This is a genomic window from Streptomyces sp. NRRL B-24572 (genome assembly GCF_002156145.1).
GTDB lineage: Bacteria > Actinomycetota > Actinomycetes > Streptomycetales > Streptomycetaceae > Streptomyces > Streptomyces vietnamensis.
On the sequence record NZ_MWIG01000258.1, the window covers coordinates 1 to 6,559 of the forward strand.

Below are 6,559 nucleotides of genomic sequence, written 5' to 3' on the forward strand. Positions count from 1 at the left end.
GTGGTGACGAAGACCAGGGCCACCGCGAGCAGGAAGATGGGCCGCCTGTTGGCCGCGAACTGCCGCCAGGAGGTCCGCTGCACGGAGGCGTAGAGCAGTGGCGGCAGTTCGCGGCCAACAGGCGGCCCATCTTCCTGCTCGCGGTGGCCCTGGTCTTCGTCACCACGGCCGCCGTGGGCGCGGTCGCGCACGCGCTCGTACCGGGCCTTCCGCTCGCCGCCGCCCTGGCGCTCGGCGCCCTCGTCGCGCCGCCGGACCCGGTCGCCGCGACCGCCGTGGCCGGCTCGCTCGGGCTGCCCCGCCGACTGGTGTCGATCCTGGAGGGCGAGGGGCTCTTCAACGACGTCACCGCGATCGTGCTCTACCACGTGGCGATCGCCGCCGTCGTCAGCGGCTCCTTCTCCTGGCCCGAGGCGCTCGGTGAGTTCGTGCTGTCCGCCGTGGTCGCCGTGCTCGTCGGTCTGACGCTCGGCTGGCTCTCCAACAAGCTCATCGGCCTCCTCGGCGACGCCACCCTGCAGACCGGCCTCACCCTCCTCGTCCCCTTCGTGAGCTATGTGATCGCCGAGGAGCTGCACGGCTCCGGCGTCCTCGCCGTCCTGGTCACCGCGCTCTTCCTGGCCGAGTACGTTGCCGACGCCGACGACGTCATGGGCCGGCTCGCCGGTCAGACCTTCTGGCAGATCGTCGACACCCTCGTCACCGGCATCGCCTTCGGTCTCATCGGTCTTGAGCTCGTGCACGTCTTCGGGGTCGCCGAGGGGCGCGGCCGGGAGATGCTCGGCTGGGGCGCCGCCGTGGTCGGCGTGGTCGTCGGCGTCCGTCTTCTGTGGCTGCTGCCCGCCACCTGGCTGGCGAAGAAGCTGCACAGGCTCCGGGACGTCGACGAGGAGATCCCGATGAGCTGGCGGGAGACGGTCGTCATGTGGTGGGCGGGGATGCGCGGGGTGGCCTCGGTCGCCCTCGCCCTCGCCATCCCGTTCCGCACCGAGGACGGCACGCCCTTCCCCGGCCGCGACGAGATCGTCTTCATCGCCTTCTGTGTGATCATCGCCACGCTCGTCCTCCAGGGCCTCACCCTGCCCTGGCTGGTGAGGCGGCTCGGGGTGCGCGCCGACACGGACGCCGAGCGGGCCCTGGAGCGGGAGCTCGCGATCCGGGCCGCGAAGGCCGCCAGGCGCAGGCTCAAGGAGATCGAGGAGGTCGAGGAGCTGCCCGAGGAGGTCCAGGAGCGGCTGCTGCGCGGGGCGTACGACATCGGGGCGCGGATCAGCCCCGACATGGTGGACGACGAGCGGCGGGCCGCCTTCGTGGAGCGGACGAAGCGGTTCAAGGCGGTGCAGCGGATCCAGCGGGAGCTGATGTCGGCCGCCCGCCACGAGGTCCTCGCGGCCCGCAGCGAACCCGGCGCCGACCCCGAGGTGGTGGACCGGGTGCTGCGCCACCTGGACGTGCGCAGCATGCGCTGACGTCTCCGGGGCCTGCCCGGTCCCGTAGGCGCCGGGTGGCAGGATGGGACGCATGGACATCATGCTCTTCCACTCGGCCTACGGGCTGACCCCTTCCGTCGAGGCGGCCGCCGAGCGGCTCCGGGCCGCCGGGCACCAGGTCTGGACGCCGGACCTCTACGGCGGGCGGACGGTCGGGACCGTCGAGGAGGGCGTGGTGCTCCGGGACGAGATCGGCAAGGACGAGCTGCTGAAGCGCGCGGTCCTGGCCGCCGCCCCCTACTCCGAGCGGGGCCTGGTCTACATGGGCCTGTCCCTCGGGGCCTCGATCGCGCAGACCCTGGCGCTCGGCGACGAGAAGGCGCGCGGGCTGCTGCTGTTCCACGGCACCTCGGACATCGCGGAGTCCGCCGCGGTGGACGAGCTGCCGGTGCAGCTGCACGTGGCCGAGCCGGACCCCTTCGAGACGGACGACTGGCTGTCCTCCTGGTACCTGCAGATGCGCAAGGCCGGCGCGGACGTGGAGGTCTACCGCTACCGGGGCGCGGGCCACATCTACACGGACCCGGAGCTGCCCGACTGGGACGAGGAGGCGGCGGAGCGGACCTGGTCGGTGGCGCTGTCCTTCCTCGACAGCCTGTAGACGGCGCGTACGGAAAAGGGGTGTGGCCCCGGGGCCACACCCCTTTCTCGCGGACGGTCCGTCAGGCGCGGTACGCCGTCCAGGCGTCGTTCATGCGGGCCACCTGGCCGGCGGTGAACTGGTACATGCAGGGGTCGTACGTGTAGTCCATGAAGTTGTGGATCGGGTCCACGCCCGGCTTCGAGGTGCAGGAGTCACGGCCGGTCGGGCACTGGTAGGCCGCGCTCTTCTCGGCCGGGGTGTCGGAGACGTAGTCGCCGTTGCCGTTACAGCCGCCCTGGAAGGTGTGGTACAGGCCCATCCAGTGGCCGACCTCGTGGGTGGCGGTGTCGCCCTCGTTGTAGTTGGCCGCGGAGCCGCCCGGGAGCGAGGCGTCGAGGATGACGACGCCGTCCATGTTCGGGCTGGAGTTGTACGAGGACGGGAACGTCGCCCAGCCGAGCAGGCCGCCGCCGAGGTTGGCGGTGTAGATGTTCAGCGCGTTGGCGCCGCCCTTGCGCAGGGTGGTCTTCATGTCCTTCTCGGCCTGCGAGCCGGAGGACAGGTTGTACCAGGTGGCGTTGTCCGTGTAGTCGGTGCCGGCCAGCGAGAACTGGAAGCCCGAGTTCACGTTGCCGGTGCCCTGGCCGCCGTAGGCGGCGTTCAGGACGGCCATCTGGTTGCTGATGTCCTGGGAGCTGAGGTTGCCCGCCGCGCCGCTGTGGATGACGTGGAAGTAGACGGGGATCGAGACCGCGGTGGCGCCGAGGGTCGCGGTGGAGCGGCCGGCGAGCCGGGCCTCGGACACCTTCTTCTTCAGGTCCGCGTCCATGGCCTTGGCCTGGTCGGCGGTGATCTCGTTCGGCTCGGCCTTGGTGGCGCTGCCCTTGGCCTTGCGGGCGCCGGAGAGCGTCGACGTGCCGTCGGCGCACTTCTCGGCGGAGGCGAGGGTGGCGCCGGCCGGGGCGGCGACGGGCGCGGAGAGGGGAGCGATGGCCAGGGTTCCGGCCAGGACGGCGGTGCCCATCAGACGACGTGTCATACGCGGCGATATGCGGACAAGAGCACGCACGGTGACTCCTTGCGGGGGGCTGTGGAGAGGGACTTCCTCGCCACCGCCCGGAGATTACGCGTCCATGTCAGAGGACGTTGAGCACCGATCAGGCCCAATCATCCAAGGGGCAATTCGGGTCATCGGGAAGAAAAACTTGCGCCGCTTCCAGGGTTTGAGACGCGGGCGTAACGAGCGAAGTGACGGAGGCGGGTGGTGTGTCCGGATTCGATCTCCGGAACCCGCCACCCGCCGTAGCGATGTGATCTCCCGTTAACAGAAGAGATCATGGCTGAAAATCGCCGTCGAACAGGCGGCTACAGCACCGGCTGGTACACCCGCTCGACACGCTGCGTTCCGCTCAGCGTCCGGTACGAGCGCGCCCAGGCCGCCGTCGCGGCCGGATCCGTCTTGTCGGAGACCGTGTAGTAGTCCATCTGCGAGCGCGCGGCGGTCACGTCGAGGACTCCGTACCCGTGATGGTCCATGTCCACCCACTTCACATGGCGGTTGGCGGTCTTGACCGCGGCCGACGCCACCAGCGAGACCGTGCCCGGAGCCACGTGCAGCAGGTCGTCCAGGTTGTCCGAGGTCACCGAGGTGACCACGAACTCGGTCGCCGCCGAGGCCGAGAGCGGATACGTCGCGGCCTTCACCGGCACGTCGTTGGCCCAGGCCATGTGGATGTCACCGGTCAGGAAGACGGTGTTGCGGATCGCCCGCTCGGTCAGGTGCGCGAGCAGCTCCTTGCGGTCGTCCGTGTAGCCGTCCCACTGGTCGACGTTGACCGCCATCCCTTCCTTCGGCAGGCCGAGCAACTCGGCCAGCGGCTCCAGGAGATACGCCGGCAGGGAGCCGAAGGCGACCGGCGAGATCATCACCGAGGTGCCGACCAGCTGCCAGGTCGCGTTCGAACCGGCCAGACCCGCCTTCAGCCAGTCCAGCTGCGCGCGACCGGTGATGGACCGCTCCGGGTCGTCGACCGTGCCGCTGCCCGCCTTCGCCTGCGCGGACCGGAAGGACCGCAGGTCGAGCAGGTGCAGATCGGCCAGCTTGCCGAAGCGCAGACGCCGGAAGACCGTGCCCTCGGTGGAGGTGCGGACCGGCATCCACTCGAAGTACGCCTGCTTCGCGGCGGCCACCCGGGCCGCCCAGTCGCCCTCGGTGCCGGGGGTGTGGTTCTCGGCCCCGCCCGACCAGGCGTCGTTGGCGAACTCGTGGTCGTCCCAGATGGCGACGATCGGGTGCGCCGCGTGCATCGCCTGGAGGTCGGCGTCCGTCTTGTACGTGCCGTGCCGGGTGCGGTAGTCGGCGAGGGACACGATCTCGTGGCGCGGCTCGTGCTGCCGGACGACGTACTTCGCCTCGGGGTAGGCGCCGCTGGCGTACTCGTAGATGTAGTCGCCGAGGTGGAGGACCGCGTCCAGGTCGGAGCGGGCCGCGAGATGGCGGTACGCGGAGAAGTGGCCGGACTCCCAGTTCGAGCAGGAGACCACGCCGAAGCGGACACCGGGCGCGGCGGAGTCGACGGCCGGCGCGGTGCGGGTGCGGGCGGCGGGGGAGACGACGTCGCCCGCGGTGAAGCGGAACCAGTAGGCGGTGGCCGGGCGCAGGCCCCGGACATCGGCCTTCACCGTGTGGTCGGAGGCGGCGCTCGCCGTGGTGGTGCCGGAGGCGACGACCCGGGCGAAGGCACGGTCCTCGGCGAGCTCCCAGCCGACCTGGACGTCGGGACCGAGACCGGATCCGGGCACGGCCTCGGGGGTGGGGGTGACGCGCGTCCAGAGCAGGACGCCGTCGGGCAGCGGGTCGCCGGAGGCGACGCCGTGGAGGAAGGCGGGTGCCCCGGAGTCCGCGAGCGCCGGAGCGGCCGCGCCCAGGAGGGCGGGCGCGACGACGGCGGTGGCGGCGGCGGCCTTGACGACCGTGCGACGGGTGGGGGCAGGGGGTATGAAACGACTGGTCACGGGCAGTCAGATTACTGACGAGTACGTCTCAAGGGCAGCCCCGCGACAGAAGTTCGCCGACTCGTCGCCCGGCGTACGCCCGGGGCGTGCCTCGACCCCGTAGAACCCACGCCCCGTCACGTCCCGGCCCCGTGACACCTCGGCCCCGGACCGGGGGTCCGGGGCCGAGGGCGGTGCTGTGGGGCGTCAGGCCTTGAGGGCCGCGTCGATCGCCGTGTCGAACTCGGCCACCGTCATCGGCGGGTTGGTCGTGCCCTTGACCGTGACGGGCTTGCCGTCCATCTTCAGCGTCGGGGTGCCCTGCACCCCGCTGGCGTCGAAGGCCTTCGACATCTTCATCGCCCACGCGTCGAAGGTGCCGTCCTCGACGTTCTTCTTGAACTCGGCGTTCCCCTTGAGGGCCGGGACCGAGTCCGCCACCTCCAGGAGGTAGGAGTCCTTGGCGAACTTGTCGTCCTTCTCCTCCGGGTGGAACTTCGTGGAGTAGAGCGCCGCCTTGTACTTGAGGAAGGCCTCCGGGCTCACGTTCAGCGCGGCGCCGAGCGCCGAGAGGGCGTTCTTCGAGCCCTCGCCCGGGATGCCGTTGTCGATGAAGGTGGCACCGACGTACCGGATCTTGTACTTGCCGGCCTCGACGTCCTTCTCGACCGTGGAGCCCACGGTCTGCTCGAAGGTCGCGCAGACCGGGCAGCGCGAGTCCTCGTACAGCTCAAGCGTCTTCTTCGCGGAGTCCTTGCCGATGAGGACGGTCGTGCCGTCCGTGCCCGTGGTGTTCTTCGGGGCCGTCACGTTCTTCGCGTCGGCCGCCGCCTCCCACCGGGTGGGCTTGTTCGACTGGACGACCGCGAAGCCGATGCCGCCGGCGGCGGCCAGGACGGCCACGGCCGAGACGCCGACGATCAGCTGCCGGCGCGCCCGGTCCTTCTTCGCCTGGCGCTCGCGCTCCTCGCGCAGTCGCTCGCGGGCGGCGGCCTTGTTGGCGTGGCTGTTGCGTGCACTCATGATCGTGTTCTCCGTGAAAGGTGGGAAAGGCAGGGGGACGCGTCGGGCCCGCTCAGACGAGAGCGAGCACCGGACGCGGCGGCCCCCGCCGCCCGACGGAGTGCACGAGGAGCCGGGCACGGGAGGACCGGGGCCGGTCGGCGGGCCGGCCGGCCCGCAGCGGCGCCGGACCCGCGGCCCGGAAGAAGGCCGCCACCAGGAGCAGCGGCCGGAACGCGAAGGCCTCCACCGCGCTGAGCAGCCGGGCCAGCGCCCGCTCCCCGCCGCGCAGCCAGCACGCCGCCGAGAGCCCCACGCCGACATGGGCCAGGAGCAGCAGCCACGGCAGCGCCGGGTCGGGGGAGTCGAGCAGGGCGGCGGCGCTCCCGCTCTCCGGGGTCACCACGCCGGGCAGCGGCGTGCCCACGGCGCCGCCGCAGAACACGTCCACGCCCACCGAGCGCAGCGAACCGGCGACCGGGCCGCCGGC

5 protein-coding genes and 1 pseudogene are annotated in these 6,559 nt (G+C 71.4%); 2 read left to right on the top strand and 4 right to left on the bottom strand.

From position 1 onward, the window contains the following. On the top strand, nucleotides 1–1,469 hold a 1,469-nt coding region (locus CCN56_RS15960; RefSeq protein ID WP_107484162.1), incomplete at its 5' end, for a sodium:proton antiporter. Between the two features lie 52 nt (nucleotides 1,470–1,521). Further along, nucleotides 1,522–2,091 carry a dienelactone hydrolase family protein gene (locus CCN56_RS15965; RefSeq protein WP_086827514.1) on the top strand — a complete coding sequence of 190 codons (570 nt, stop codon included), beginning with the start codon at nucleotides 1,522–1,524 and terminating at the stop codon, nucleotides 2,089–2,091. Nucleotides 2,092–2,152: 61 nt separating this feature from the next. Here the strand turns inward: CCN56_RS15965 and CCN56_RS15970 are convergent, their stop codons facing one another. The 4 genes and pseudogenes from CCN56_RS15970 to CCN56_RS15985 form a co-directional block, all read right to left on the bottom strand. After that, nucleotides 2,153–3,112 (bottom strand): zinc metalloprotease, encoded by a 960-nt coding sequence (locus CCN56_RS15970; RefSeq protein ID WP_256961989.1) that lies wholly within the window; start codon nucleotides 3,110–3,112, stop codon nucleotides 2,153–2,155. A 326-nt stretch (nucleotides 3,113–3,438) separates the two neighbouring features. Beyond that, on the bottom strand, nucleotides 3,439–5,088 hold the full coding sequence (locus CCN56_RS15975; RefSeq protein ID WP_086827518.1) for an alkaline phosphatase: 1,650 nt from the start codon (nucleotides 5,086–5,088) through the stop codon (nucleotides 3,439–3,441). A gap of 186 nt (nucleotides 5,089–5,274) precedes the next feature. Then, nucleotides 5,275–6,090, bottom strand: a complete 816-nt coding sequence (locus CCN56_RS15980) for a DsbA family protein (RefSeq protein WP_086827520.1) — start codon at nucleotides 6,088–6,090, stop codon at nucleotides 5,275–5,277. 52 nt (nucleotides 6,091–6,142) lie between these two features. Further along, nucleotides 6,143–6,559, bottom strand: a pseudogene (locus CCN56_RS15985) (hypothetical protein); the annotation flags it as partial.

Excerpts from the sequence above, each read along its gene's own strand:
- CCN56_RS15965 (WP_086827514.1), top strand. The coding sequence starts at position 1,522 with ATGGACATCATGCTCTTCCACTCGGCCTACGGGCTGACCCCTTCCGTC.
- CCN56_RS15980 (WP_086827520.1), bottom strand. The coding sequence starts at position 6,090 with ATGAGTGCACGCAACAGCCACGCCAACAAGGCCGCCGCCCGCGAGCGA.
- CCN56_RS15970 (WP_256961989.1), bottom strand. The coding sequence starts at position 3,112 with ATGACACGTCGTCTGATGGGCACCGCCGTCCTGGCCGGAACCCTGGCC.